This window comes from Frankia umida, assembly GCF_023242945.1.
Classification (GTDB): Bacteria; Actinomycetota; Actinomycetes; order Frankiales; family Frankiaceae; genus Frankia; species Frankia umida.
This window is the reverse complement of record NZ_JALKFT010000026.1, coordinates 15580-41122: the sequence shown is the minus strand read 5'-3', so window position 1 is coordinate 41122 and position 25543 is coordinate 15580. Positions and strand designations below refer to the sequence as shown.

Sequence of the window (25543 nt, the reverse complement as noted above, 5' to 3'; positions counted from 1 at the left end):
CCGCTTCGCACTTTCGCCCCCGCGCGCCCCGGTCACCCGGGCTCGCGGGGGCACCTGGATCAACCCGCGTGGACGACGTCCACGATGTGCGCGAGCACGCCCGGGTCCGTCTCGGGCAGCACACCGTGCCCGAGGTTGAACACGTGCCCCGGTGCCGCCGTGCCACGCGCCAGCACGTCCCGGATCTTCGCGTCCAGCACGTCGTGCGGGGCGAAGACGGCCGCCGGGTCCAGGTTGCCCTGCACCGCGCGGTGCGGCCCGACCCGGCGGGCCGCCGCGTCCAGCGGGACACGCCAGTCGACGCCGACCACGTCCGCGCCGACCTCGCCCATCGCAGCGAGCAGTTCACCGGTGTTGACCCCGAAGTGGATACGGGGCACCTGCCCGGCGAACGCGCCGAGCACCTTCGCGCTGTGCGGGGCCACGTAACGACGGTAGTCCGCCTCGCTGAGCGCGCCCGCCCAGGAGTCGAACAGCTGGATCGCGTCGACCCCGGCGTCGACCTGGACCCGCAGGAACGCCGTGGTGATCCCGGCCAGCCGGTCGAGCAGATCGTGCCAGAGCTTCGGCTCGCTGTACATCAGTTCCTTGGTGCGCAGATGGTTGCGGCTCGGTCCGCCCTCGACCAGGTAGCTGGCCAGGGTGAACGGCGCTCCGGCGAAACCGATCAGCGGCGTGTCGCCCAGCTCGCGCAGCAGCGAGCGGACGCCGTCGGCGATGTAGGGGACGTCGTCGGCCACCAGCTCGCGCAGCCGCGCCACACCGGCCGCGTCCCGCACCGGCTCGGCGACGACCGGCCCGACACCGGCCACGATGTCGATGTCGAGCCCGAGGGCGACCAGTGGCACGACGATGTCGGAGAAGAAGATCGCGGCGTCCGGGCGGAACCGCCGCACCGGCTGCATGGTGATCTCGGTGATCAGCTCCGGGTCGCGGCAGGAGTCAAGCATCGGGATACCGGCCCGTAGCCTGCGGTACTCGGGAAGCACCCGGCCGGCCTGGCGCATGAACCACACGGGTGTGGTCGCGGGCCGCTCACCGCGGCAGGCACGCAGGAACGCAGCCGTGGCTGCGAGATCCGGCCGCCGCGCACCGACAGCGGCGCCGGCGTCGATGTGGACGACAGACATGGCTCGATCGTTGCATGCCCGCCGCGACAGTGCGGGTGCGACCGGGCTCAGGCGGGCTGGCCCGCGCGGGTGAGCCGTGGCGTCGGCATGCTCACGATGGCGTCCCGGCCGCCCTCTGGACGTCGACTATCTTCTACTCTCAGTAGAAGAACACCCTGGTCTGCGCCGTTTCCCTCCGCCCGACCCACGGCCGGGAGCTCCGCGGGCCGCGCGAACCTCGCATGACCGAATGTGACGCAATCGGCTCTCCGCCCAGGCGGACCGCCACCCGCCCGACCATGACCGCCACGCCTCACCACCCAGCCCGCGACCCAGCCCACGATGCGATTCCACGCACCACGACGGAGAGGTCACCGATGACCGGTCAGGCACCCCCCAGCGGCTCCTCGATCCTGACCGCCGCCCGAGCGGTCTCCCTCGCCGAGGCGACGTCCTTCCTGCTCCTGCTCGTCGCCACCGTGATCAAGTACGCGGCGGACCACCCCGGTGGCGTCCGCGTGCTCGGGCCGATCCACGGCGTTCTCTTCCTGACCTACTGCGCCCTCGTCGGCTATCTCGCCTTCGCCGGGCGCTGGCCCCGCCGACGCACCGTCCTCGCCCTCGTGGCGTCGGTGCTGCCGGTGGCACCGTTCTTCGTCGAACGGCGCTGGCTGCACCCCGGCGCACCGGGTACCCCCGGCGGTCCCGCGTTCACCGCCGGCTCCTCCCCTCGCCCCGCACCCGCCGCCGGCCGGCCCTGACCCCTCCCCCAGCCTCGACCCGCTCCATGCGGACCGGACCTTCGATCACGCTCCGAAGTGACCGTGGCCGAACGGTCCGGTGCACAGGATCGCCCACCCGGGTCGTCACGGTCGGCCCATCGACCCCGGACCTGACCACGACGACCCGGGTGTACCTGGCCGGACCGGCGGTGGCGCATCGGCCTCGAAGGCGACCACGGCGACCCATCTGCCGGCCACCCGTCCAGACCATGGGGGCAGCCCCCCGCAAGGCCGCTACCGAGAGTCAGCCTGCTCGGAGACGACCAGGCCCGCCGCCGACGGACGACGTCGGGGTACGAACGTCGCGAGTCGCCCGAGCAGGGACGTCACGCCCACACCCGACCGAGACGGGCTCACGCGACACGCCGCGAGGAATGCGCGGACATTTACGTCTGCCGTGGCACCGTCTGTCCGGTCGGAAAGTGGACAGAGGTGCACGTTGATCCGTGTTCCTGGTTCCTGCGCCGGTGGATTTCCGATGACCGCGACGGGCCGGCGAGCGGGGAGTGAGACGCAGGTGGAACGGATCTGGGTGGACCTCGACGATCAGATCGTGCTCGACTGCGCGGTCTGCGGCGACGAGCGGTCGTTCGAGCGGCCGCCCTGCCTGGACGGACACGGCGCGGACTGTCCGGAGTGGGCCTGCACCGGATGCGGATCGGCCGTGCTGATCGGACCGACGCCGAGCACCGGCGGCCACATGCGCGGCCGCGCCGGGCGCGACGGAGTCCTCGTCCGTGAGCCCTCCGTGCGGGAGACGGCGGCGCGGGAGACGGCGGCGCGTGGGCGGGAGCGGTCCGCCCCGCGGATTCCGGCGTGAGTCTGCACAGTCCGGCGGATTCCGGCGCGAGCCTGCACAGCCCCGTTGCGCACCCGACCTGTGACCGCACGGCCACCCCGCTACGCCGCGGCAACCGGCCACACACAACGGGGTCGAACCCACACGCTCCGACGTCCGCACAGCGCGATCAAGGTCGACGTCCTACCGTTGCCGTCATGGGGGCCGCGCAGTCGTACACGCCGAGCCCGCAGCTCTTTCACGCGGTCGCCGACGCCATGCGCACCGGTATCGGGCGGCTGCGCCCGGAGATCACCGTGCATGAGGTGAGCGCGCCGACCCGGCTCGCTCCCTTCGCCTTCGCGTTGGCCGGTGCCCTGACCGGCGACAGCGCCGATGTCGCGACCGGCCGGCTGGTCATCCTCATGGATCCGGACGGGCAGCCCGCCTGGCACGGCACCTCGCGGATCGTCTGCTATGCCCGGGCCGGGATCGACGCGGAGATCGCCGCCGACCCGCTGCTGGCCGAGGTGACCTGGTCGTGGCTGGGTGAGGCGCTGGCCGCCCACGGGGCCCAGGCGCGGGTGCTGGGCGGCACGGTGACGACGACCTCGTCGCGGCGGATGGGAGTGCTGCGAGCCGAGGGTGACACCTTCGATGTGGAGCTGCGCTGCTCCTGGTCGCCCGACTGGGCGCTGGAGGGCACGCTGCCCCCCGAAGGAACCCTGGCCGGCACCGACGGACCGGCGCCGCCGTGGAACCCGGCCGACGCCATCGCCCAGGTGCTGGCGTTCGGCGATCTGCTCGCCGCGATGGCCGGGCTGCCACCGGCGTTGTCCGGTGTGGTGCCGCTGCCGCAGCGAAGGGCCTGAGGCGCAGGCCCAGACGTTCGACGAGCCGGCGACCGGGAGCCGGCGACCGGCCCGAACGGGCCCGTCGCGCGGGGTGAATCGATCTGGCTATTGTAACAGGCAGACCCGCCACCATGCGTATAATCAGCGCGATTCGCTGAACAGCGCAGCTGCCTCCGCGAGCATTCAGACGTACGATCGCCGATCGTGACGGCGACGGTTCCAGATCCAACAGAGCAGGTCAGCGGGGGTGTAAGCGCAAACGTGGAGGGTGAGCCCAACAGCAGCGCCCGCGAGACCATCCCGCTGCTCGTGCCCGCCGACGGTGTCCCTCCCGTGCTCACCGAGGCCGCGGAGCTCGCCGCGGCGGCCGACCGGCTCGCCGCCGGCACCGGCCCGGTCGCCTTCGACGCCGAACGCGCGTCCGGCTACCGCTACAGCCAGCGGGCGTACCTGATCCAGATCCGCCGCCGCGGCACGGGTTCGCTGCTGCTCGACCCGATCGCCCTGGGCGAGCTGTCGATCATCCAGGCGGCGGTGGGCGACACCGAGTGGGTGCTGCACGCCGCCAGCCAGGATCTGCCCTGCCTGGCCGAGCTGGGGTTGCGTCCGACGGTGCTGTTCGACACCGAACTCGCCGGCCGGCTGCTCGGCTACGAGCGGGTGGGCCTGGGCATGATGGTCGAGCGGGTGCTCGGTTTCGGCTTGGAGAAGGGGCATTCGGCCGCCGACTGGTCGACCCGCCCGCTGCCCGAGCCATGGCTGCGGTACGCGGCTCTCGACGTGGAACTGCTCGTCGAACTGCGCGACGCGCTCGAGGCCGAGCTGCACGAACAGGGCAAGATCGAGTTCGCCCACCAGGAGTTCGCCGCGATCGCGGCCGCGCCCCCACGCGAACCGCGGGCCGAACCCTGGCGGCGCACCAGCGGCATCCACCGCGCCCGTACCCGCCGTCAGCTCGCCGCCGTGCGCGCCATGTGGACCGCGCGGGACAGGCTCGCCCGCACCCGTGACGTCGCCCCCGGCCGGGTCCTGCCCGACAGCGCCATCATGGACGCGGTCCTCAACGCCCCCACCGACGCCGCGGCCCTGATCCGGCTGCCGATCTTCTCCGGCCCCCGCATCCGGCGCACCGCCAGCACCTGGATGGACGCGCTGCGCGGTGCCGCCGCGCTGCCCGACGACGCGCTGCCGGCGCCGGCTGGTCCCAGTGGCGACGGGCTTCCCCCGGCCAACCGCTGGGCCGAACGGGACCCGGTGGCCGCGGCCCGGCTGGCCCGGGTGCGGGCCGCTCTGGCGGCGGTCGCGGCCACGCACACCATGCCGGTGGAGAACCTGCTCGAACCAGCGTTGTCCCGGCGACTCGCCTGGTCGCCACCGCGCCCGTTGGCCGGCCCCACGGTGCGTGGCGCGCTGGTCGCCGGTGGGGCCCGTCCCTGGCAGTGTGAACTCACCGCCGAGGTCCTGCTGGCAGCCCTGGTCGACCCGCCCCCCGAGGCCAGGCCCGCCCGTGGCGCGGCCGGCGCTGCCGCCGCGGCCAGCGGTGCTGGTCCTGCTGGCGGCGCTGGTGCTGCTGGTGCGGTGGCCGGCACTGAGGCTGGGGTTGGCGCTGAGGCTGGGGTTGGCGCTGAGGCTGGGGTTGGCGCTGAGGCTGGGGTTGGCGCTGAGGCTGGGGTTGGCGGTCGGGGTGGGGCGACCGTGGCGGCCGACACCGACACCGACACCGGAGGCGCCGAGGCCGCGGGTCGGTCGGTGGATCGCACGGGCGTCCGTTCGTCCAGCCGGAGTGCGGGCGGGGGCTCCGAACGTACGCGCACCCGCGGCGGCGGGCGCGGTGGGCGTGGCGGGCGCGGAACCGCGGCACATGGGGCTCCGCCCGCGCACGAGACCGGGCCGCCCGGTGGGTCGTCGGGGGCTGCGGGAACCTCGCCCGGGGCATAGCGGGCAACTTCCTACCCGTGGGTAACCTCGAGCGTAGGATGGCCCGTGCCGGCACAGCGTCCACGCCGGTGCCGATCGTGGCCGGTCGGCTTCCTCGGCGAGCAGTCGGCGGCTGGGCGCTGCCGGCAGGGAGGCCAGCGTGTTCGGTTCAGCCCGCGGCCAGGTGCGTGATGTGGTCTTCGTCGACGGTGTTCGCACGCCGTTCGGCAAGGCCAAGGGTGTGTATGCCGAGACCCGGGCGGACGATCTGATCGTCCGGGTTATCCGGGAGTTGCTGCGGCGTAATCCGTCGCTGCCGGCGGCGCGGGTCGACGAGGTGGCGATCGCCGCCACCACGCAGATCGGTGACCAGGGCCTGACCATCGGGCGTACGGCCGCGATCCTCGCGGGCCTGCCCGAGTCGGTGCCCGGCTATGCCGTCGACCGGATGTGCGCCGGGGCCGTCACCGCGGTGACCACGACCGCGTCGTCCATCGCCGTGGGCGCCTACGACGTGGCGATCGCCGGCGGGGTCGAGCACATGGGTCGCCATCCGATGGGTGAGGGCGCCGACATCAACCCGCGGTTCATCGCCGAGCGGCTCGTCGACCCGTCCGCGCTGATCATGGGGTCGACGGCGGAGAACCTGCACGACCGGTTCCCGGCGATCACCCGGGCGCGGGCCGACGCGTACGCCCTCGCGTCCCAGGAGAAGGTGGCGAAGGCCTACGCGAACGGCCAGATCCAGCCGGATCTGGTGCCGATGGCGGCACGCCACGCCGACACCGGCTGGGATCTGGTCACCACCGACGAGCCGCCGCGCCCGTCCACCACCCTTGAGGGTCTGGCGGGGCTGCGGACCCCGTTTCGTCCGCATGGCCGAGTGACCGCCGGTAACGCCGCGGGCATCAACGACGGGGCGACCGGCTGTGTGCTCGCCGCCGCCGAGGTCGCCGCGGAGCTCGGCCTGCCGGCGAAGATGCGCCTGGTCGGCTACGGGTTCACCGGCGTCGGCCCCGACGTGATGGGGATCGGGCCGATCCCGTCCACCGAGCGGGCGCTGGCCCGCACCGGCCTGTCGATCGACGACATCGGGTTGTTCGAGCTCAACGAGGCGTTCGCCGTGCAGGTGCTCGCCTTCCTGGACCATTTCGGCATCGCCGACGAGGACCCGCGGGTCAATCCGTACGGCGGTGCGATCGCGCTGGGGCATCCGCTGGCGTCCAGTGGGGTGCGGCTGATGACGCAGCTGGCGCGCCACTTCGTCGAGCATCCCGAGGTGCGTTACGGCCTGACCGCGATGTGCGTCGGGCTGGGGATGGGCGCGACCACGATCTGGGAGAACCCCCACCACCCGGCCGTCACCTCCGGCGGCGACGCGGGCTGAGCCCGCCGCCGGTACCGCGCATGCCGGCGAGTCCGTACCCGCGAGTCCGTACCGCGCGAGTCTGCATCCGCGAGCCTTCAGGAGAGGCGTCATGAGCGACGACGAGGTCACGCTGGAGTTCCCGGACGAGGTGGTCACCGCGACCCACGTCCGTTATGTGACGCTGCCCGGGGTGGCGGGGCCAGTCGCGCTCGTCACCCTGGACAACGGCCTGGACCACACCCGGCCGAGCACGTTCGGCCCGGCCGGCCTGCGTGGCATCCTCACCGCGGTGGATGAGATCGAGGCGCACCAGCCGCCGGTGGCCGCGATCGCGGTGACCGGCAAACCGTTCATCTTCGCCGTCGGCGCCGATCTGGCGTTCCGTTCGTCGATCACCGATCCGGCCGCGGTGCGGCCCGCCCTCGAGGCGCTCGGGCGCCTCGGTCACGAGGCGTTCGTCCGGTTGGGCTCTGGCCGCCTCGGCGAACGTCGAGTGCCGACGTTCGCCCTGGTCAACGGGGCGGTGTTGGGTGGTGGCCTGGAGCTCGCGCTGCACTGCGACTACCGGGCGCTGTCCTCGGGTATCCCGATGCTCGCGCTGCCGGAGGTGTTCCTCGGTCTGGTGCCGGCGTGGGGTGGCAGCCAGCTGCTGCCGAACCTGGTCGGGCCGCAGCGAGCGATCAAAATCATCCTGGACAACCCGCTCAGCCAGAACCGGATGCTGAAGGGACCGCAGGCCTTCGAGCTCGGCCTTGGCGATGTGCTGCTGGAACCGGCCGACTTCCTCGAGGAGGCGCTGACCTGGGTCGGACGGGTGCTGCGCGGCGAGATCGACCCGGTGGCCGCGCGCACCCCGGTGGAACGCGGCGCCGCGTGGGCTGCCGCCATCTCCGCCGGCCACGAACTCGCCGACGGACGGCTGCACGGCGCGGCCCCCGCCCCCTACCGGGCTCTTGACCTGATCGCGCTCGCCGAGACGGCCACCCGGGCCGACGGTTTCGAGGCGGAGACGCAGGCCCTCGCGGATCTGTCCGTCTCCGGGGAGCTGGTCGCCGGGCTGTACGCGTTCGACCTGGTGCAGAAGCGGGCCCGGCGCCCGGTCGGCGGGCCCGACCCGGCACTCGCCCGGCCGGTGACGAAGGTCGGGGTGGTCGGGGCCGGGTTGATGGCGTCCCAGCTCGCGCTGGTCTTCGCGCATCGCCTCGAGGTTCCGGTCGTGCTCACCGACCTGGACGCCACCCGGCTGGACGCCGGGGTCGCCGCTGTCCACCGGGAGATCGACAACCTGCTGCTACGCCGCCGGATCACCGCCGACCAGGCCGGCCGGTACAAGGCGAACGTCACCGGTTCCCTGACCAAGGACGCCTTCGCCGACGCCGACCTCGTCATCGAGGCCGTCTTCGAGGACCTGTCCATCAAGCAGAAGGTCTTCGCCGAGCTCGAGGCGGTCGTCTCACCGCAGGCGGTGCTGCTCACGAACACCTCGGCGCTGTCGGTGAGCGAGATGGCCGCGCACCTGGCGCATCCCGAGCGGGTCGCCGGGCTGCACTTCTTCAACCCGGTGGCGGTGCTGCCGCTGGTCGAGGTCGTCCGGGCCGAGCGCACCGACGACGCGACCGTCGCCACGACGCTGGCGGTGGCCAAGGCCCTGAAGAAGAACGCGGTGCTGGTCGCCGACCAGCCGGCGTTCGTGGTGAACCGGCTGCTCACCCGCTTCCTCGGCGAGGTGCTCGCCGCCGCCGAGCAGGGCACCCCGCTCGACGAGGTCGACCACGCCCTGGACCCGCTCGGCCTGCCGATGTCCCCGCTGACGCTGCTGGCCCTGGTCGGACCGCCGGTCGCCCTGCACGTGGCCGAGACGCTGCACACCGCCTTCCCCGACCGTTTCCGCGAACCGTCGAGCCTCGCGCGGCTCGTCGAGGCCGGCAAGGGCGGCATCTACACCGCTGGCCCGGATGGCACTCAGACCATCGATCCCGAGGCCGCCGCCGCCCTGCGCGCCGCCGTCGCGGCGGGTGGGACGTCCACCAGTGCCATCAACGGTCGCGGCAGCGGTAGTAACGGTGGCAGTGGCGGTGGCGGGTCGACGGTGGCGCCGAGTGCGGCCGAGGTGCGTGAAGCGGCGCTGCGGGCGCTCGCCGAGGAGATCCACCTGATGCTCGCGGAGAAGGTCGTCGCCGAGGCACCCGACATCGACCTGTGCATGATCCTCGGCGCCGGTTGGCCGTTCCATCTTGGTGGCATCACGCCGTACCTGGATCGCACCGGTGTCAGCGAGGCCGTCACCGGCGAACGCTTCACCCCGCCCGGCGTCGCCACCCTCCCCGTCTGACCAGAGCGGGCCCCTGCCCCGGGGTCGTGGCGGCGCAGGTCGCGGGTTAGTTTGGGGCCATGTCGACCGTTCGGGCGTTACGTCCGTCGACGGTCGTGGTCGGGCTCGTCACCGGTGGCGCACTGATCGTCGCCGGCTGGTGGGCCTACCGGGTGCTGCACCGACCACCGGCCGGCCCGGGCGGCGGACCAGGTGCCGCGGCACGCCTGTGTGGGCTGGTCGCGGGCTACCTGGGGGTCGTCCAGGTGGTGCTGGCCGCACGCCTGCCCTGGTTCGAGCGGACGGTGGCGATGCGGCCGGCGCGGCTGATCCATGTGGGCTGCGGGCTGTCGTTCCTGGCGTTGATCGTCGCGCACGCGGTGCTGGCGATCGCCTCGAACGCGGCGAGTGTCGGGACCCCGTTCGCCTCGGCGCTGATCGGGCTGGTCGTCGACCTGCCGTACCTGTGGCTGGCGGTGCTCGGCCTGGTACTGCTGCTGATCGCGGTCGTCACCTCGGTGCCCGCGGTGCGCCGGGCGATGCCGTACGGCTGGTGGCATCTGCTGCACCTGGTCGTCCACCCCGCCATCGTGATCAGCTTCGCGCATCAGCTCTACGGCCCTGACCTGCTCACCAGCCCCGCCCGGGTGCTGTGGACGGCGCTGCACCTGGCGGCGCTGGGCGTCTTCGCCTGGTACCGACTGCTCGCCCCCGTCCGGCTCACGTTGCGCCACCAGTTCACCGTCGCCGCCGTCGAACCGGAGACGCACGGCGTCGTCTCGATCATCGTGTCCGGACGGATGCTGGACGCGGTGGGCGCGCGGCCCGGCCAGTACTTCCGGTTGCGACCCCTGGACTGGCCGATGTGGTGGCATTCCCACCCGTTCTCCCTGTCCGCCGCCCCCCGGTCGGACGAGCTGCGGTTCACCGTCAAGGCCGTCGGTGACTACAGCGTCGCGATGGCCGGCCTCGCCCCCGGCCGGTGGCTGCTGGTCTCCGGCCCCTACGGCGCGCTCACCACCGCGGCCCGCCCGCGCCGGCCGGTCCTGCTCGTCGCCGGTGGGATGGGCATCGCTCCCCTGCGCGCCCTGTTCGAGGACCTCGACGACACCCTCGACGACGACCTCGACATCACCCTGCTCTACCGCACCGAACGCGCCGACCAGATCGTCTTCCGCGGCGAACTGGACGACCTCGCCGACGACCTCGATGCCACCGTCCACTACCTGACCGGCCCGGCTCCCACCGGCGAGCAGGACGATCCCCTGTCCTGCCAGCGGCTGACCACCCTGGTCCCCCGCCTCGCCGACCACGACGCCTACGTCTGCGGACCCCCCGGCATGGTCGCCAGCACCGTCCGCTCCCTGCGCGCCGCCGGTCTGCGCCGCCACCACATCCACGCCGAGGCCTCCACCTTCTGATCAGCCGACCGGCTCAGGCACGCCACTGAGGACGGCCGGAAAGGTCAGGTCAGGAGAGGAAACCGGCTACCGAAGCGCTGCCCACCGTTCTCAGTCCTCGCGCGCATCGTGGTGAAAAGCCATCCCGGCTCGTTGTCGGTCCCGGAACCAGCGCACTACCGCGACAGCGGACAACACCACTTCGGCGACCAGATAGGCGAGGAAAAACCACACACCCCAGGCGATCAGCGTCCAGAGGCCGAACGCGATAACGAGTACGGACTCGGAGCAGACGGCGAACACCCTGGCGGGCCGCGCTCCCCGGCGACGACTGATGACCACGGCTGCCAGGAGTTCCGAGGCCATTCGCACCACCATGAACCCCAGGAACCACCGAAGATCCGCCGCGGAGGCGGTGTCATCCACCTCGCGTCATCCTTTCTGGGTGCGCTTTCACCGGATTCCCCCTCTCGCGACCCCTGGGACGTTCAGCCGTAGAGCAGAAATATCCCAGACCTCGACTTTTACCGCAAGATCGCCCGGTGGAGTTGCGCCTGCGATGTCCGGGTCATCCGGAGACCGGAACTCGCCACCGACAAAAACTCTTTGTGATCTGCGACATAGACAGGTCGATCTGGGTCAGCGGAGAAGAGCGGAGCCTCAGGCCGGGCCGAGCGCTCGCGCGATCCGTCGCTGGTCGCTGTCGTAGGCCACCACCATCCGGTCGGCCTGGCTTTTAGGCGGGAGAGAGCACCCAGCCAGCTCGCTCGCGCAGGAACGCGTGATGACGCACATGGTCGGTCGGTGTTCCCGGCCAGAATGGAGAACACGATCCGCCGGTAAAGCTCACGCAGGTCGGTGCCGGCTCACGGTGGCGCAGCCGGACGGCTCTCCTGCCCGTCGAGCTCGACGGTGACCTCGGCAGGATCCCGCCCGGCCATCAGCGTCGTACCCGCTTGGGAAGGATCTCGTCCATGCGTAGTCGACCGACGTCGGTCTCGTACGGGTCGCTGGCCCTGACCACGGCTTCCATGATCCCGAGGGTGCGGAGCACCCTGAACAGGTTCTCGGTGCTCGCGGTGCCCGTGCCCTGCTCGATGGCGCGCAGGGTGTCCCGTGAGATCCCGGCCCGCTCGGCGACCTGCGCGGCGGTCAGCCGGTTCAGCTTCCGCCAGGTCGACACCTGCTCGCCGAGCAGGCGCAGCGATCGTGCCACTGACAGCGGCGTGACATGCGAGGACCTTTCGCCGACCATAGCCAGCATCATACGGTTCTACGACGACTCTGTTCGCCGTTAAATGGGAGCCCTCTCCCACCAGCCCCTCCGCCGGTCGCGCGGTACACCTGGATCGCCGTGCCGTCGGCGCGGGAACCGTCGACGACGGCGGGGTTGACATAGGTAGTGAGTGGCCACTACCTTACGGCTCATGGCAACACGGACGGACGGCACCGGAGCGCGGATGAGCGCGCAGCGGCGGCGGGAGAGCGTGCTCGCGGCCGCGGTCGAGGAGTTCGCCAACGGCGGGCTGACCGGCACGTCCACGGAGGCGATCGCGGCCCGGGCCGGCATCTCGCAGCCCTACCTGTTCCGCCTGTTCCCGACGAAGAAGGCCCTGTTCATCGCGGTTGTCGAGAGCAGCTTCGCCCGCACCGCCGCGCTGTTCGAGCAGGCCGCGGGCGAGCGGACCGGCAAGGCCGCCCTCGACGCGATGAAGGAGTCCTACTCCGGGCTGCTCGCCGACCGGTCCTACCTGCTCACCCAGCTGCACGCCTACGCCGGCTGCTACGACCCGGACGTGCGGCTCGCGACGCGCGGCGGGTTCCGGCGACTGTGGGAGACGGTGGAGCGGATCACCGGGCTGCCGGTGGACGAGCTGCGCGTCTTCTTCGCCCACGGGATGCTGATCAACGTGAGCGTCGCGATGGATCTCTCCGCCGTCGACGACCGGTGGGCCCAGATCATCTGCTCCCCGACCTTCCTCAACCCCCTTCCCGAGCCCGACGGCGACACCGAGCCCGACGGCGACACCGAGCCCGCCAGCAACCCTGGACCGACCTCCACGGTGGACGAGCTCCCAGCCGTTCCCCGCTGATCCTTCCTGTCACATCGAGGCCCCGACGTCCGTCATTTGAAGGTAGTGGTCGCTTACTACCTTCCGAGGCTAGTGAGTACTCACAACAGTTCGTGTAGTGCCCCCACACTGGAAGGAGAACGGTCGTGACCCGACGCCCCAGCACCGCCTGGACGCTCGTCGTGACCTCCCTGGCCGCGTTCATGGTGTCCCTGGACAACCTCGTGGTCACCACGGCGCTCCCGCAGATCCGCACCGATCTCGGCGCGGGCCTCGAAGGCCTGGAATGGACCGTCAACGCCTACACCCTGCCGTTCGCGGTGCTGCTGCTCACCGGGGCGGCGCTCGGGGATCGGCTCGGTCGACGCCGGGTGTTCCTCGGCGGCCTCGCCGTCTTCACCGCGGGTAGCGCCGCCGCGGCGCTCGCACCGTCCATCGAGGCACTGATCGCCGCCCGGGCGGTGCAGGGCGTCGGGGCCGCGTTCGTGCTGCCGCTGACGCTCACGCTGCTCGCGTCGGCCGTCCCGCCGGAACGACGTGGAGCGGCGCTCGGGATCTGGGGCGCGATGACCGGGCTCGCCGTCGCGGTCGGACCGCTGATCGGCGGCGCCATCACCGAGGGTGTCAGCTGGCAGTGGATCTTCTGGGTGAACGTGCCCGTGGGCCTGATCGCCCTGCCGATCGGCCTGCGCGCGCTGGCCGAGTCGCGCGCGAGCACATCGCGTCTTGACGTCACCGGGGTCGCGCTGATCAGCGCGGGTCTGTTCGGGATCGTCTTCGGGCTGGTCCGCGGCGAAGGACACGGCTGGACGAGCACGCCGGTGCTGACCTCCATCATCGCCGGTGCTATCGGGGTGGCCGCGTTCGTCGCCTGGGAGCTGCGGGTCGCCCGGGCCGGTGGGGCACCGATGCTGCCGATGGCACTGTTCCGCATCCGTGGGTTCGCCGCGGTGAACGCCACCGCCCTGTTGTTCTCGATGGGCATGTTCGGCTCGATCTTCCTGCTGGCCCAGGCGCTGCAGAACGTCTATGGCTACTCGCCGCTGGAAGCCGGTATCCGCACCCTGCCCTGGACGGCGATGCCGCTGCTGATCGCGCCGATCGCCGGCCCGGTCTCCGACCGCATCGGTGGCCGACCGCTGCTGCTGGCCGGGCTCGCCCTGAACGCGATCGGCCTGGCCTGGATGGGCCTGGTCCTGTCCGACCACATGAGCTACGGCGCGCTCGTCGGACCGTTCGTCATCTCCGGCATCGGGATGGCCCTGTTCTTCGTGCCCGTCGCCACCGTCGCGCTCGGTGTGGTGCCCGAGCAGTTCCAGGGGCTGGCGTCCGGGGCGAACAACGCCCTGCGGGAACTCGGCGGGGTGCTCGGCATCGCCGTCCTGTCCTCGGTGTTCGCCGCCCGCGGCGGATACGACTCGCCCGCCAGCTTCATCGACGGTACCCGTCCCGCCGTGTTGCTCGGCGCGATCGCCGTCGCGATGGCCCTGCTCAGCGCGATCGCCCTGCCTCGCCGCGGTGCCCAGCCCACGTCGTTCGTGGACGACCAGCCGGCCCCTGTCCACGCCGACCGACCGGCGACCGAAACCGTGGGTGCCTCCGCCGCCGGTTAGCCCGACCGCAGCTGCCAGGCATCAGGCATCAGGCCGAGGGTCGGTCGGGGATTCGCATCCTCGACCGGCCCTCGGCCTGATGGCTTACCACGCGGCCGCACGTCCCATCCCGTCCGGGACGGGCGGACTCAGGCGGCGTGGACCGATGCGTCGCCGTCGCTCTGCCCGCCGGAACCGCCGCCGCTACCACCGCCGCCGAAGGGGTCCGTCCCCGTGCCCGGTCCACCGGAACCACCGGAACCACCCGTATCCGGCGGACCGCCACCCGAGCCGAGGGAGAACGGCGACCCGGCGGTCAGCAGACAGTAGCCGCCGGACTCCTTGTGCACGTCGTACGACTCCCGGCTGGCGCTGCCACCGCTGCGCTGCACGTCCACCTGGACCTCGCGCACCGTCTCCGCGGCGCTGGGGTGGACGGTCTGCACGGTGCGCACCGCGTAGGAGGCGACCGTGCCACGGACACCGTCGAACGCCCGCATGATCGTGCTGTACTCGCGCTGGGACCGCGTGCCGCGAACCGTCGCACAGAGCCGGCCGTACGCCGCGTCGTACCGGGCGGCCCGCACATCCGCGAGATAGGACCGGACAGCACTCGCCGGACCCTTGTCGCTCCCACTGAGGACCAGGACACCCACAGCACCCGCGCCGACCGCGAGCGCGAGGACGATCGCGAGCGGCACGATCCACCGCGTCGGCCGACGCCTCGCCGACCGAGACAGTGGCACCCCGCCTGGCCCGATCGGGCTACCCCAGGAACCCGACGCCGGCGGCCCCATCGGAGGACCCATCGGACCCATCGGGCCCATGGAACCCGGAGCCGGCTGGCCAGCCGGCCGCGCTGGCCAGCCAGGACCGACAGGTCCCCCAGCCGGACCCGGCGCACCACCTGGGCCGGCGGGGCCGAACAGACCAGGTGGTCGCCCAGGCACGGGCGACCCGCCGAACCCGGACCATCCACCGTGACCAGACACTCCCAGCTGGCCGGGCGCTCCCGGCTGGGGTCGCTGTTCCACGGGGCCGGGACGTCCACCAGAGCCGGGATAACCAGACGGGCCGGGATAACCAGACGGGCCAGGCTGACCCGGTGCCGGATACGACATCGGCGCGGATGGCCCGGCCGGGCCAGGTCCACCGATCGGTGGTGCCCACCTCTCACCGCCGCCCGGAGCGGCCGAAGCGGGCGCTGATCCTGATGTGTCCGGTGGGACCGGAGCGGCCCGCCGGGGCCGAAAGGCGGAGGCCGGGGGGACGGGACGCTGGGCCAACGTGGGCAGATCCCGATCCCTGGGGACAGCCCGCATCGTCTCCTCGGCGGACGAGGGGTGGTTCCATCCCGCTGCGGGTAGCCCGCTGCCACCCTGCTCAGGCTCGTGCTCACCGGACGGGTTCTCGTTGCCCGGTCCGTTCATCTGACCCCCTCGCGCCGCGACCCACCCCAGCGAACGCCTGTCCGGACGTCAACCGCCGATGGTGGCATTATCCTGCCCGGACTCACCCGAATCAGGCGGCCCCGATCGCATTTCCGACGCATCGCCGCCCGGGGCGTTCCGCCGCCGCTGACGGCCGACCGTCCAGCCATCCCACAGTCCAGCCGTCCTACAGTCCAGCCGTCCTACAGTCCAGCCGTCAGCCGGGTTCGGTCGGGTTCGGCTGCTCACTCGTCTCGATCACACCCGGATGACGCTGACGCAGCGCTACCCCGACCGCGGCCCACACCAGATCGGCGATGGTGGCCAGCAGCCGCGCGACCAGCGCGACCAGGGTCGCCGGTCCACTCGCGATCGCGGGCGCGAGCGCGAGAACCAGGACGGCCTCGCGCACCCCGGCCCCGGCCGGCAGCACCAGCACCAGGAAGCCGGCCGTCCAGGCCAGCGCGTACGCGCCGAGTGAGAGCGTCACCAGCCGCGCCCCGCCGATCTCGGGGTCGAGGTCGCGCACGAGCAGCCACGTCGCCAGTCCATACCAGACGAAGCTGAGCAGCAGCCACCCGGCCCCCGCCGCGATCGGACGCAACGTCAACGGCACATCAAGGCCCGGCCGCCGCAGCAGCCGAAACGCCCGCTCCAACAGTCTGGACAGCACCGGCGGGCACAGCAGCACCGCGAACACCGGCACCGCCACCAGCGCCCACCAGTACTGTGCCAACGCGTCGGCGGACACGAACGGCAAGGTGAGCGCGGCCGCGAGCCCACCGCTGGGAACCGCGAGCGCCAGCACCACGAGACTCGCCGACGCGGCCTTCGGCCGGGACACCCCGTAGTCGCGCGAAAGCTCCATCTGCGCGAGCACCGGCCACACGCTGCCCGGGATGTACTTCCCGATCTGCCCGACAAAGAAGATCCGCACCGCCGCCCGCAGCGGCAGTTTCGCCCCCAGCCCCGCCAACAGCGCCCGCCAGGACAGCACCGTCGTCCCGACCGCCAACACCGTCAACACCCCGGACGAGACCACGCCACTCACCGTGAGCAGCGAAAAGGACTCGCGGACGTCGTTCCACTGACTGACCAGCGCCAACGCCAACAGCCCGAGCGCGACGACGAGCGCCCCTCGCGTCACCCACCAGCGCGGCCCCCGGCCCTTCGAGCCGGCGGACGCCGCAGAACCCGCGGCCGGCTCAGAACCCGCAGGCGCCTCGAAACCCACGGGCGGCGGCGTGCCGGGACCGGACGACACGCTCGAACGCGACGCCGCGCTCGGGGTGACCGAACCGTTCGGGGCGGGGGTGACGCCCGAACCCACCGAGGAGCCCGAGGCCGAGGCAGCGCTCGAAGACGGCAACCGTGGATCCAGGGCGTTCTTCGCGAGTGCGCGTGCGCCCGACGCGGAATGCTGACCCACCAGAACAGATTAGGCCGGGCCCTGCCCGACATCCCCGCCGCCCCTCGGCAGCCCGCGGCCAAGCCACTTGCTCGCGTCACCCACCGGACACGCCCGCCCGCCCGGCCGTCGCACCGGTCAGACGCCGACGGCTACCCGTCGCCGCCAGGTGGTGAGCGTCGTCGGGTAGCCGTCGGGTGGTGATGTCAGGTGGTGATGTCAGTGCTGGTCGGCGACCCGCTGTGCGGCGGAGTGGTCGCCGTTGCGCTGCACACCAGGGGACTTCGGCTTCGAGGACGCGGCCGACGTGACCGAGGAGCCCACGGATGCCGAAGCCGAGGACGCCGAGGAACCGACCGCGGTCGGGTCGTCGTCCAGGATGGCCTGGCGCTTCGCGATGGCCTCGACGACCTTGCGGGCAAGGTCCTGCGGGGCGAGACCGACCTCGGCGAGGATCTGGTCGCGCTTGCCGTGCTCGAGGAAGCGCTGGGCGATGCCGAAATCGCGCAGCGGGACGTCGACGTCGTTGTCGCGCAGGAGCTGCGCGAGCGTCGAGCCGACGCCGCCGACCCGGCCGTTGTCCTCGATGGTGACGACCAGGTCGTGGTCCTGGGCGAGGCCGACGAGGGCGATGGGCAGTGGCTTGACCCAACGCGGGTCGACCACTGTGATCCCGATGCCCTGGCTGGCGACCAGGCGGGCCACCTCGAGCGCGGTGGTGGCCATCGCGCCGATCGAGACGAGCAGCACCTCGCGGCGCTGGGCGACGGCCGGGGACCGGAAAAGCACGTCCACGCCGCCGATGGTGTCGATGGCGGGGATGTCCGGGGCGACCGTGCCCTTGGCGAAACGCACCACGGTGGGCTTGTCGGTGGTGGCGACGGCCTCGCGCAGTTCGGCGCGCAGGGTCGGCGCGTCGCGGGGGGCTGCGATCGCGAGGTCGGGGACGACCTGCAGGAAGGACATGTCCCACATGCCGTTGTGGGACGCGCCGTCCTCACCGGTGACCCCGGCGCGGTCGAGCACGAACGTCACCGGCTGACGGTGCAGGGCGACGTCCATCAGCACCTGGTCGAAGGCACGGTTGAGGAACGTCGCGTACAGGCAGACGACCGGCTTGAGGCCGCCCATCGCCAGGCCCGCGGCGGAGGTGACGGCGTGCTGCTCGGCGATGCCGACATCGAAGACCCGGTCGGGGTAGGCCTTGGCGAACTTGCTGAGGCCGACCGGGGCCAGCATCGCCGCGGTCAGGGTGACCACGTCCGGCCGTTCGGCACCGATCTGGACGATCTCGTCGGAGAAGACGTTCGTCCAGCTGGTGCTCTTCGCGGTGGAGAGCGGCTTGCCGGTGATCGGGTTGATGACGCCGACACCGTGGAAGTTGTCGGCCTGGTCCTGCTCCGCCGGCGGGTAGCCGAAGCCCTTGCGGGTGACGCAGTGGACGATCACCGGGCCACCGAAGTCGCGTGCGCGGCGCAGGGCCGACTCGACCGCGGCGGTGTCGTGACCGTCGACCGGGCCGACGTACTTCAGCCCGAGGTCCTCGAACATCCCCTGCGGCTGGACGACGTCCTTGATGCCCTTCTTGATGCCGTGCAGCGCGTCGAACAGCGGCGCGCCGACCAGCGGCGTGCGACCGAGGACCTGCTTGACGACGTCGAGGACCTGCTCGTACTCGGGGGCCAGGCGCAGCGCGGCGAGATGGTCGGCGAGACCACCGATCGTCGGCGCGTAGGACCGGCCGTTGTCGTTCACGACCACGACGACGGGACGGTCGCCGGCGGCGATGTTGTTCAACGCCTCCCAGCACATGCCACCCGTCAGCGCGCCGTCACCGACGACGGCGACGACCGCCCGGTCCTCGCCACGCAGGGCGTAGGCACGGGAGAGACCGTCGGCGTACGACAGTGCCGTCGAGGCGTGCGAGTTCTCGATGATGTCGTGCTCGGACTCGGCCTGGCAGGGGTAGCCCGAAAGGCCGCCCTTCTGGCGCAGACCGTCGAAGTCGTCCACCCGACCGGTGAGCATCTTGTGGACATAGGACTGGTGCCCGGTGTCCCAAAGGACCCGGTCGAACGGTGAGTCGAACACTCGGTGGATCGCCAGCGTCAGCTCGACGGCCCCGAGGTTGGGGCCGAGGTGGCCCCCGGTACGCGCGACGGCGTGGATGAGGAAATCACGGATCTCGGCCGCCAGGGTGCCGAGCTCCTCGTGGTCGAGGCGCTTGACGTCCTGGGGACAGCTGATCGTGGACAGAAGCGACACGGCGGGAACTCCCTCTCCCGAAAGGGGATCGGTCCGGGTCCGGCAAAGTCTACGCAGGTCAGCTGGGGCCCCGCAGACACCCAGACGACATGTGAGTTCCTCGTGGAACGCAGGGTAATAGGTCCCGGCGGGGTAATATCGGCCGGCTCTTGCCCCCACCGCTTGTCCGGGTTCGGACACGTAGACGAGTGTCGTCACCTGGCGGGTCGCCCGTCAACACGCCGTGGCATCGGCCAGCCGCACAGGCGAGTGAACTCCTGCCCGACCACCTTGATTCAGCACCGTTCAGGATGAATCAGATACCCCGAGTTATCTTACGGTGGGTTCAAAAAGGGCGACGCATTCGACATGATGCGTCATCGGGAACAGATCGAAGGCGCGCAGTGCGGTCATCGTGTAACCACGAGCTCTGAACGTGGCCAGGTCACGGCCGAGTGCCACCGGGTCACAGGCCACGTAGGCGACGGCACGTGGGTGGTGTCCCAGCAGCGCCGCGACCACCTCCGCCCCCGCTCCGGCCCGCGGCGGGTCGAGCACCGCGCACCCGACCCGGCCGGCGGACGGCCCGGTGCCGAGCACGCCGCGCACGGTCGCCGGCGTCACTCGTACCGCACGTAGCGACACCTGTGGCAGGTCCGCGAGGTTGTCCGCGGCCGCGGCGACGGCGGCCGCCTCCGACTCCATCGCCACGACCCGCCCGGACGGCCCGACATCCTCGGCGAGGAACGCCGCGAACAGCCCCGCGCCGGCGTAGAGATCAAGCGCGGTCTCTCCCGGCTGTGGCCGCAACGCCGTCCGTACCGCGTCGACCAGCACCTTCGGGGCAGCCGCGTGCACCTGCCAGAACACCCCAGACCCGACCGCGAAGCTGCGCTGCCCCACGACCTCCACGATCCGACCAGCACCGATGGGCGCGTCCGGCGCCCCCGAGGCGGTACCCCCGCCCCCGCCGCGCCCCGCCGCTGAGCCGCGCACCGCGCCGGCGTGCGCCGTCCCGACCCGCGTCCCGCCGCCGGGCGCCCCGCCGGTGTGTACCTCCACGGCCACGGCGTCGGAGGCGGGACTCACCGCCACCTCCACCACGGCCGCCGCGGGAAAGCGGCGATCGGCGAGTGCGGCGCGGACCAGCGGATGGGCGATGCGGCAGTCCGGGGTGGCCAGCACCTCGTGCGAACGGCTGGCCCGCAGCCCGACCTGCCCGTCCGCCGTGACGGCGAACCGCATCCGGGTGCGCCAGTCCAGCCCGTCCACCCCATCCAGCCCGCCGGACGGCTCGACCCCGGACGGCTCGGCACCGGAGGGATCGGGCGCGACGGCCTCGACCACGAGCGGTCCCACGTCCACACCGCCGAAACGGCGCAGGGACTCGATCACGACCTCGGCCTTGCCGCGCCGTTGCGCCGCGGGTGTCGCGTGCTGCCAGTCGCAGCCGCCGCAGGCGCCCGGTCCGGCATGCGGGCAGGGCGCTGGGACCCGGTCCGGGGACGCTTCGAGGATCTCCACCGCGTCCGCCCGCCAGTAACGGTCATGGGAGTCGTCGGTGATCCTGGCGAGTACCCGCTCCCCCGGCAGCGCGTGCCGGACGAACACCACCCGTCCCTCGTCGCGCGCGACGCAGAACCCACCGTGGGCGATCCGGCCCACGGTCAGCTCCCGCCGCGTCCCGACCTCGGACGGACGTGCCGGCCGCGCGGTCGACGACGGGGCCGACGCGGGCGCCCCCGAGGCCGACGCCCCCCGGACGGGACTCACCTTCCCTCCCCGGACGAGGTGGGAGGAGCCGGCGGCGCGGCAGCGGGCGCCGAAGCAGCCGCGGCAGGTGCGGCGGACGCGGCAGGTGCGGCGGACGCGGGTGCCTGCGGCGCGGACTGGCCGCGGCGGACGGCACCGGCGCCGATGCGCTCGACCCGACCCTCGACCCGGCTGGACGAGGCGAGCTGCCACGGCACGCTGGTGACCATCACTCCGGGTTGGAACAGCAGCCGGGCCTTGAGCCGCAGCGCGCTCTGGTTGTGCAGCAGATGCTCCCACCAGTGACCGACGACGTACTCGGGCACGTACACCGCGACGACGTCACGGGGGCTCTCCCGGCGGATCCGGGCGACGTAGTCCAGTACCGGGCGGGTGACCTCCCGGTACGGGGAGGCGAGCACGACGAGGTCGATACTGATGCCACGCTCCTGCCAGGCGGCGCGAAGCCGGTCGGCGTCGGCCTGGTCGACGGCGACGGTGAGGGCGACGAGGCTGTGCGGACGGGTCGCCTTGGCGTAGGCGAGGGCCCGCAGCGTCGGCGCGTGGATCTTGCTGACCAGAACGACGCCCCGCACCCGCGACGGCAGGGTCGGCGGGCCCGGTTCGGGGGTGAGCTCGATCGCCACCCGGTCGTAGTGGCCGCGGATGCCCCGCATCCCCACGAAGATGATCGGGATCGCGAGGCACACGATCCACGCGCCGTGGGTGAACTTGGTGATGAGCACCAGGACGAGGACCGTCCCGGTCAGGCAGGCGCCGATGAAGTTGATCGCCTGCGAACGGCGGATGCGCCGCCGGGCCAGCGGGTCGCCGGCCCGTGGGTCGCCCGAGTCCGCGCGCAGGATGCGGGCCCAGTGCCGGACCATCCCGGTCTGACTCAGGGTGAACGAGATGAACACCCCGAGGATGTAGAGCTGGATGAGCTGGGTGACCTCGGCGTGGAAGACGATGATGAGCAGGATCGCGAAGCCCGCCAGCAGCACGATGCCGTTGGAGTAGGCCAGCCGGTCGCCGCGGGTGTGCAGCTGGCGGGGCAGGTAGCCGTCCCGGGCGAGGATCGAGCCGAGCACCGGGAAGCCGTTGAACGCGGTGTTGGCGGCGAGCATCAGGATCAGCGTCGTCACCGTGGCGATGTAGACGAACCCGACCGAGCCGTCGCCGAACACGGCGGCGGCGACCTGGGTGATGACGGTGGGCTGCTCGCCGTGGGCACCGATGAGGTCGCTGGTGTGCTCGGCGACGTGGACGTCCGCGATGAGGGCGAGCGCCGTGACACCGGCGAACATGGTGACGGCGATGAGGCCCATCATCAGCAGCGTCGTCGCGGCGTTGCGGCTCTTGGGCTTGCGAAACGCCGGCACGCCGTTGCTGATCGCCTCGACGCCGGTCAGCGCCGTACAGCCGGACGCGAACGCCCGCAGCACGAGGAACGCCAGCGCGAACCCGGCGTAGTCGTGTTCGGCGACGACCTTGTACCCGGCGCTTTCGGCCCGCGGGGTGTGCCCGGTGGCTGCCTGGATCAGCCCGGTGACGATCATGATGAAGACGCCGGCGACGAACCCGTAGGTCGGGATGGCGAAGGCCGTGCCGGACTCGCGGACCCCGCGCAGGTTGATCAGCGTCAGCACCACGACGATGATCACAGCGATGACCACGCGGTACGGGGCGAGCCCGGTGACGGCGGAGATCAGGTTCGCCACGCCCGCGGACACCGACACGGCGACCGTCAGCACGTAGTCCACCAGCAGAGCGCTGGCCACCAGCAGACCGGCGCGCGGGCCGAGGTTGACCGAGGCGACCTCGTAGTCCCCGCCGCCGCTGGGGTAGGCGTGCACGTTCTGCCGGTACGACGCGACCACCGTCAGCATGAGGATGATGACGCCGCCCGCCAGCCACGGCGAGATGTGGTAGAAGGCAAGCCCGCCCAGCGACAGGACCAGCAGGATCTCCTCCGTCGCGTACGAGACGGAGGACAGCGCGTCGCTGGCGAACACCGGCAGCGCGACTCGTTTGGGCAGCAGCGTCTCGCCGAGTCGGTCGCTGCCAATCGGTCGACCGACGAAGCTGCGCTTCAGCCGGTCCGTGAGCGCCACGCGGGGGATGCTACCGACACGACGCGCGACCGATCACAACTGTGACGTGGGACACATCACCACCGACCACCCCGGCAGCCCTCCAGCTCAGCCACATCGCCGGAGCGAACCCCGCTGTCGGACCCGCCGCACGCCCGTCCCGGCTCCGCATACGGAGCGTTCCTGGGAGGATTCGCGCCACGCGGATCGGATGCGGCTACTGTCATGCCTCGTGCATGTGGTGATCCTCGGCTGTGGCCGGGTCGGCTCCGCTCTCGCCCGTGGGGTCGAGCGTCTTGGCCATTCGGTGGCCGTCATCGACCAGAACGTGGCGGCGTTCGGCCGGCTCCCCGCGGACTTCACCGGTCAGCGGGTGACCGGCATGGGGTTCGACCGGGACACCCTGATCGAGGCGGGCATCGAACGCTCGGCGGCGTTCGCCGCGGTGTCCAGCGGCGACAACTCGAACATCATCGCCGCCCGGGTAGCCCGGGAGATGTTCGGCGTCGAGCGGGTCGTCGCCCGCATCTACGATCCGCGCCGCGCCGAGGTGTACGAGCGTCTGGGTATCCCCACCGTCGCGACCGTGCGCTGGACCCGCGACCAGATCCTCGGTCGGCTGCTGCCCGAGGCGGTCACCCCGGTCTGGTCGGACCCGTCCGGTTCGGTGCTGCTCACCACGGTCAACCCCGCCCCCGGCTGGGTCGGGCGACGGGTGCGTGAGCTCGAGGAGGCCGCCGGCGTGCGGGTGGTGTGCGTGACCAGGTTCGGCGACGGCATCCTGCCCGACGGCCGCACCCTCGTCCAGGATGGCGACGTGCTGCACGTGGCCGTCGTCAAGGCACGCGCAGCCGAGGCCGACGCGATCGCGCGCCGCGGCCCCGAGGAGGGCTGACCTGTGGCAAGCACCGTCCCACCGGCAAGCACCGCCCCACCGGTCACCGATGGTGCGCCGGCGACGACGACGGCCGTGGCGCCGACGAGTCGGCCGTCCGGGCGGCGGGTGGTGATCGCGGGGGCCGGCAAGGTGGGCCGCTCGATCGCCGCCGAACTGTTGGAGAACGGCTCCGAGGTCCTCGTGATCGAGCGGGACCCGGCGAAGGTCCGCCTGGACTCGCTGCCCGGCGCCCGGTGGCTGCTGGCCGACGCCTGCGAGCTGGCGCAGCTGGACGCCGCCGGGTTGGACGACTACGCCGTGCTGGTCGCCGCGACCGGGGACGACAAGGTGAACCTGGTGGTGTCGCTGCTGGCCAAGACCGAGTTCGGGATGCCCCGGGTGGTCGCGCGGGTGAACCATCCCAAGAACGAGTGGCTGTTCACCGAGTCCTGGGGGGTTGATGTCGCGGTGTCGGCGCCGCGGCTGCTCACCGCGCTGGTCGAGGAGGCGGTGAGCGTCGGCGACCTGGTGCGGCTGATGCGGTTCCGCCAGAGCGACGCCTCGCTGGTCGAGCTCACCCTCGCCGCGGACGCCCCCGTCGCCGGACGGGCCGTCGGTGAGATCGAACTGCCCGCCGACAGCGCCCTCGTGGTGATCCTGCGCGACGGACGCCCCGTCATCCCCTCCCCCGACGCCACCCTCGAGGCCGGCGACGAGGTGCTGGCCGTGGTCACCAGCACCGAGGCCGAGGACCAGCTCGCCGTTCTGCTCGGCCCGCCCCCGCGCACCAACGGCTGATCAGCGCCTGGAGTGCCCCGGCTCGACCGGCCCGGACGGCTCGCCGGCCAGCCGGTCACTGGCGATGACCTCACCTTCGACGACGGACGTGTCGGAGGGGGACGGCGGCTGGGGTGGCAGGGGTGCGAGGCGGCGCACGATGGCGAAGCTCGCGAGCAGGGCGACGCCGAACAGCGGCAGGCCGAGCGCGATGTTCGCCGCGGCGAGCCAGCCGTCCTGATCGGCGAGGTAGAGCACGCCCTGCACGACGAACCGGACCCCGAACACGGCGGCCCACACCAGCGTGGCGAGGGCAGCGGCCCGCCGCTGACGCGGATCGTCACGCCAGCCGGTGTAGCGCCGGTCGAGCCCGGCCATCAGGTAGCCCAGGACCGGTCGGCGCAACGCCACCGAGGCCAGCGCCACCACCACACCCGCGGCGTTCTTGGCGATGCCGGGGAGGAAGAAGCCCTTCGCGTCCCCGGTGCGGGACGCGACGAACGCCGCGAACCCGACCGCGAACAGCCCGGAGAAGGTCTGCTGCACCGGCTCACGCCGCACGATCCGCAACACCAGCAGCGCGGCGGCGGTCACGACGGCGACCACGATCCCGGCGGTCAGCCCGGCCTGCGCGTTGACCGCCACGAACGCGACGGTGGGCAGGGAGCTGTCGATGATTCCCCGTGGCCCGCCGATGGCCTCGGACAGAGTCGTCGGCGGGGTCTCGGGGGCAGGCAGTCCTGGCATCGTCGGTGGAGATTCCTGTCGGTCGGTCGGA

At 72.0% G+C, this 25543-nt stretch carries 21 protein-coding genes; 12 read left to right on the top strand and 9 right to left on the bottom strand.

Annotated features, from left to right (window positions below; all coding sequences use genetic code 11):
• Positions 1–59: 59 nt before the first annotated feature.
• The gene (gene hemE / locus MXD59_RS20325) at positions 60–1130 is read right to left on the bottom strand and encodes a uroporphyrinogen decarboxylase (protein WP_248815185.1); all 1071 of its coding nucleotides are present in this window, start codon (positions 1128–1130) and stop codon (positions 60–62) included.
• A gap of 356 nt (positions 1131–1486) precedes the next feature.
• On the opposite strand from hemE, the gene MXD59_RS20320 reads away from it, so the two are divergent.
• The 7 genes from MXD59_RS20320 (at position 1487) to MXD59_RS20290 (ending at position 10541) form a co-directional block, all read left to right on the top strand.
• Positions 1487–1870 (top strand): DUF3817 domain-containing protein, encoded by a 384-nt coding sequence (locus MXD59_RS20320; protein ID WP_248826225.1) that lies wholly within the window; start codon positions 1487–1489, stop codon positions 1868–1870.
• A gap of 499 nt (positions 1871–2369) precedes the next feature.
• Positions 2370–2711: a hypothetical protein gene (locus tag MXD59_RS20315; protein WP_248826224.1), complete on the top strand. Its 342-nt coding sequence runs from the start codon at positions 2370–2372 to the stop codon at positions 2709–2711.
• A 176-nt stretch (positions 2712–2887) separates the two neighbouring features.
• Positions 2888–3541: a DUF3000 domain-containing protein gene (locus tag MXD59_RS20310; RefSeq protein WP_248826223.1), complete on the top strand. Its 654-nt coding sequence runs from the start codon at positions 2888–2890 to the stop codon at positions 3539–3541.
• Between the two features lie 243 nt (positions 3542–3784).
• A complete protein-coding gene (locus tag MXD59_RS20305; RefSeq protein ID WP_372512149.1) occupies positions 3785–5461 on the top strand; it encodes an HRDC domain-containing protein in 1677 nt (558 codons plus the stop codon).
• Positions 5462–5600: 139 nt separating this feature from the next.
• A complete protein-coding gene (locus tag MXD59_RS20300; protein ID WP_248826222.1) occupies positions 5601–6827 on the top strand; it encodes a thiolase family protein in 1227 nt (408 codons plus the stop codon).
• 91 nt (positions 6828–6918) lie between these two features.
• A complete protein-coding gene (locus MXD59_RS20295; RefSeq protein ID WP_248826221.1) occupies positions 6919–9141 on the top strand; it encodes a 3-hydroxyacyl-CoA dehydrogenase NAD-binding domain-containing protein in 2223 nt (740 codons plus the stop codon).
• 59 nt (positions 9142–9200) lie between these two features.
• Entirely contained in the window at positions 9201–10541 is a 1341-nt protein-coding gene (locus MXD59_RS20290) for a ferredoxin reductase family protein (RefSeq protein ID WP_248826220.1), read from the top strand.
• A gap of 90 nt (positions 10542–10631) precedes the next feature.
• On the opposite strand, the gene MXD59_RS20285 is transcribed toward MXD59_RS20290, so the two are convergent.
• Together MXD59_RS20285 and MXD59_RS20280 are read right to left on the bottom strand one after the other, a co-directional pair.
• Positions 10632–10946: a hypothetical protein gene (locus MXD59_RS20285; protein ID WP_248826219.1), complete on the bottom strand. Its 315-nt coding sequence runs from the start codon at positions 10944–10946 to the stop codon at positions 10632–10634.
• Between the two features lie 514 nt (positions 10947–11460).
• Positions 11461–11775, bottom strand: a complete 315-nt coding sequence (locus tag MXD59_RS20280; RefSeq protein ID WP_248815175.1) for a helix-turn-helix domain-containing protein — start codon at positions 11773–11775, stop codon at positions 11461–11463.
• Positions 11776–11947: 172 nt separating this feature from the next.
• Here MXD59_RS20280 and MXD59_RS20275 point away from each other — a divergent pair, with 172 nt between their 5' ends.
• Both MXD59_RS20275 and MXD59_RS20270 read left to right on the top strand, forming a co-directional pair.
• Positions 11948–12613: a TetR/AcrR family transcriptional regulator gene (locus MXD59_RS20275; protein WP_248826218.1), complete on the top strand. Its 666-nt coding sequence runs from the start codon at positions 11948–11950 to the stop codon at positions 12611–12613.
• A gap of 182 nt (positions 12614–12795) precedes the next feature.
• Complete coding sequence (locus tag MXD59_RS20270; RefSeq protein WP_248826245.1) at positions 12796–14205, top strand: DHA2 family efflux MFS transporter permease subunit; 1410 nt, start codon at positions 12796–12798, stop codon at positions 14203–14205.
• Between the two features lie 128 nt (positions 14206–14333).
• Here the strand turns inward: MXD59_RS20270 and MXD59_RS20265 are convergent, their stop codons facing one another.
• Both MXD59_RS20265 and MXD59_RS20260 read right to left on the bottom strand, forming a co-directional pair.
• Complete coding sequence (locus MXD59_RS20265; protein WP_248826217.1) at positions 14334–14885, bottom strand: hypothetical protein; 552 nt, start codon at positions 14883–14885, stop codon at positions 14334–14336.
• A 946-nt stretch (positions 14886–15831) separates the two neighbouring features.
• Complete coding sequence (locus MXD59_RS20260) at positions 15832–16848, bottom strand: lysylphosphatidylglycerol synthase transmembrane domain-containing protein (protein WP_372512148.1); 1017 nt, start codon at positions 16846–16848, stop codon at positions 15832–15834.
• 10 nt (positions 16849–16858) lie between these two features.
• Between MXD59_RS20260 and MXD59_RS20255 the strand changes: the two genes are divergently transcribed.
• The gene (locus MXD59_RS20255; protein ID WP_248826215.1) at positions 16859–17038 is read left to right on the top strand and encodes a hypothetical protein; all 180 of its coding nucleotides are present in this window, start codon (positions 16859–16861) and stop codon (positions 17036–17038) included.
• Positions 17039–17241: 203 nt separating this feature from the next.
• Here MXD59_RS20255 and dxs read toward each other — a convergent pair whose 3' ends face one another.
• The 3 genes from dxs to MXD59_RS20240 all read right to left on the bottom strand — a co-directional run bounded on the left by dxs (position 17242) and on the right by MXD59_RS20240 (position 23132).
• Positions 17242–19287: a 1-deoxy-D-xylulose-5-phosphate synthase gene (gene dxs / locus MXD59_RS20250; protein ID WP_248826214.1), complete on the bottom strand. Its 2046-nt coding sequence runs from the start codon at positions 19285–19287 to the stop codon at positions 17242–17244.
• Positions 19288–19596: 309 nt separating this feature from the next.
• Entirely contained in the window at positions 19597–21039 is a 1443-nt protein-coding gene (locus MXD59_RS20245) for a class I SAM-dependent RNA methyltransferase (RefSeq protein WP_248826213.1), read from the bottom strand.
• Positions 21036–23132, bottom strand: coding sequence for an APC family permease (locus MXD59_RS20240; RefSeq protein WP_248826212.1), 2097 nt, complete (start codon positions 23130–23132; stop codon positions 21036–21038). Before MXD59_RS20240 ends, MXD59_RS20245 begins: the two co-directional genes overlap by 4 nt.
• Positions 23133–23322: 190 nt before the next feature.
• Here MXD59_RS20240 and MXD59_RS20235 point away from each other — a divergent pair, with 190 nt between their 5' ends.
• Positions 23323–24006, top strand: a complete 684-nt coding sequence (locus MXD59_RS20235; RefSeq protein WP_251080341.1) for a potassium channel family protein — start codon at positions 23323–23325, stop codon at positions 24004–24006.
• A gap of 75 nt (positions 24007–24081) precedes the next feature.
• Positions 24082–24786 carry a potassium channel family protein gene (locus tag MXD59_RS20230; protein ID WP_248815168.1) on the top strand — a complete coding sequence of 235 codons (705 nt, stop codon included), beginning with the start codon at positions 24082–24084 and terminating at the stop codon, positions 24784–24786.
• On the opposite strand, the gene MXD59_RS20225 is transcribed toward MXD59_RS20230, so the two are convergent.
• On the bottom strand, positions 24787–25512 hold the full coding sequence (locus MXD59_RS20225) for a DUF3159 domain-containing protein (protein ID WP_248826211.1): 726 nt from the start codon (positions 25510–25512) through the stop codon (positions 24787–24789). It lies immediately after the preceding gene.
• Positions 25513–25543 lie beyond the last annotated feature (31 nt).